General features: G+C 61.6%; 1 protein-coding gene. It reads left to right on the forward strand.

Annotated elements, in window-relative coordinates:
• On the forward strand, nucleotides 1–547 hold a 547-nt coding region (locus tag A5658_RS29270), incomplete at both ends, for an MMPL family transporter (protein WP_156751257.1).

The following is a 547-nucleotide window of genomic DNA, read 5'->3' on the forward strand; positions in this document are numbered from 1 at the left end:
ACTGGAAGGACGGCTCCAAGTACGACCTGATGATCGCCGGAATCGGTTCGCTCTGCCTGATTTTCATCATCATGCTGATCATTACCCGCAGTCTGATCGCGGCGGCGGTGATCGTCGGGACGGTCGCGCTGTCGTTGGGGGCATCGTTCGGCATGTCGGTGCTCGTCTGGCAATACTTCCTCGGTATCAAACTGCACTGGATGGTGCTCGCGATGTCGGTGATCGTGCTGCTTGCCGTCGGTTCGGACTACAACCTGTTGTTGATATCCCGGTTCAAAGAAGAGATCCACGCCGGGCTCAAGACGGGCACGATCCGCGCGATGGCCGGTTCCGGGTCGGTGGTGACCTCGGCCGGGCTGGTGTTCGCCGCCACCATGGCCACGTTCGCCTTCAGCCCGTTGAAGGTGATGGGTCAGGTCGGTACGACGATCGCGCTGGGTCTGCTGTTCGACACCCTGATCGTCCGGTCTTTCATGACGCCGTCGCTGGCCACACTGCTCGGACGTTGGTTCTGGTGGCCGCAACATGTCCGCCCACGACCGGCCAG

The sequence above is a fragment of the Mycobacterium sp. 1245111.1 genome (assembly GCF_001673405.1).
Lineage (GTDB): Bacteria > Actinomycetota > Actinomycetes > Mycobacteriales > Mycobacteriaceae > Mycobacterium.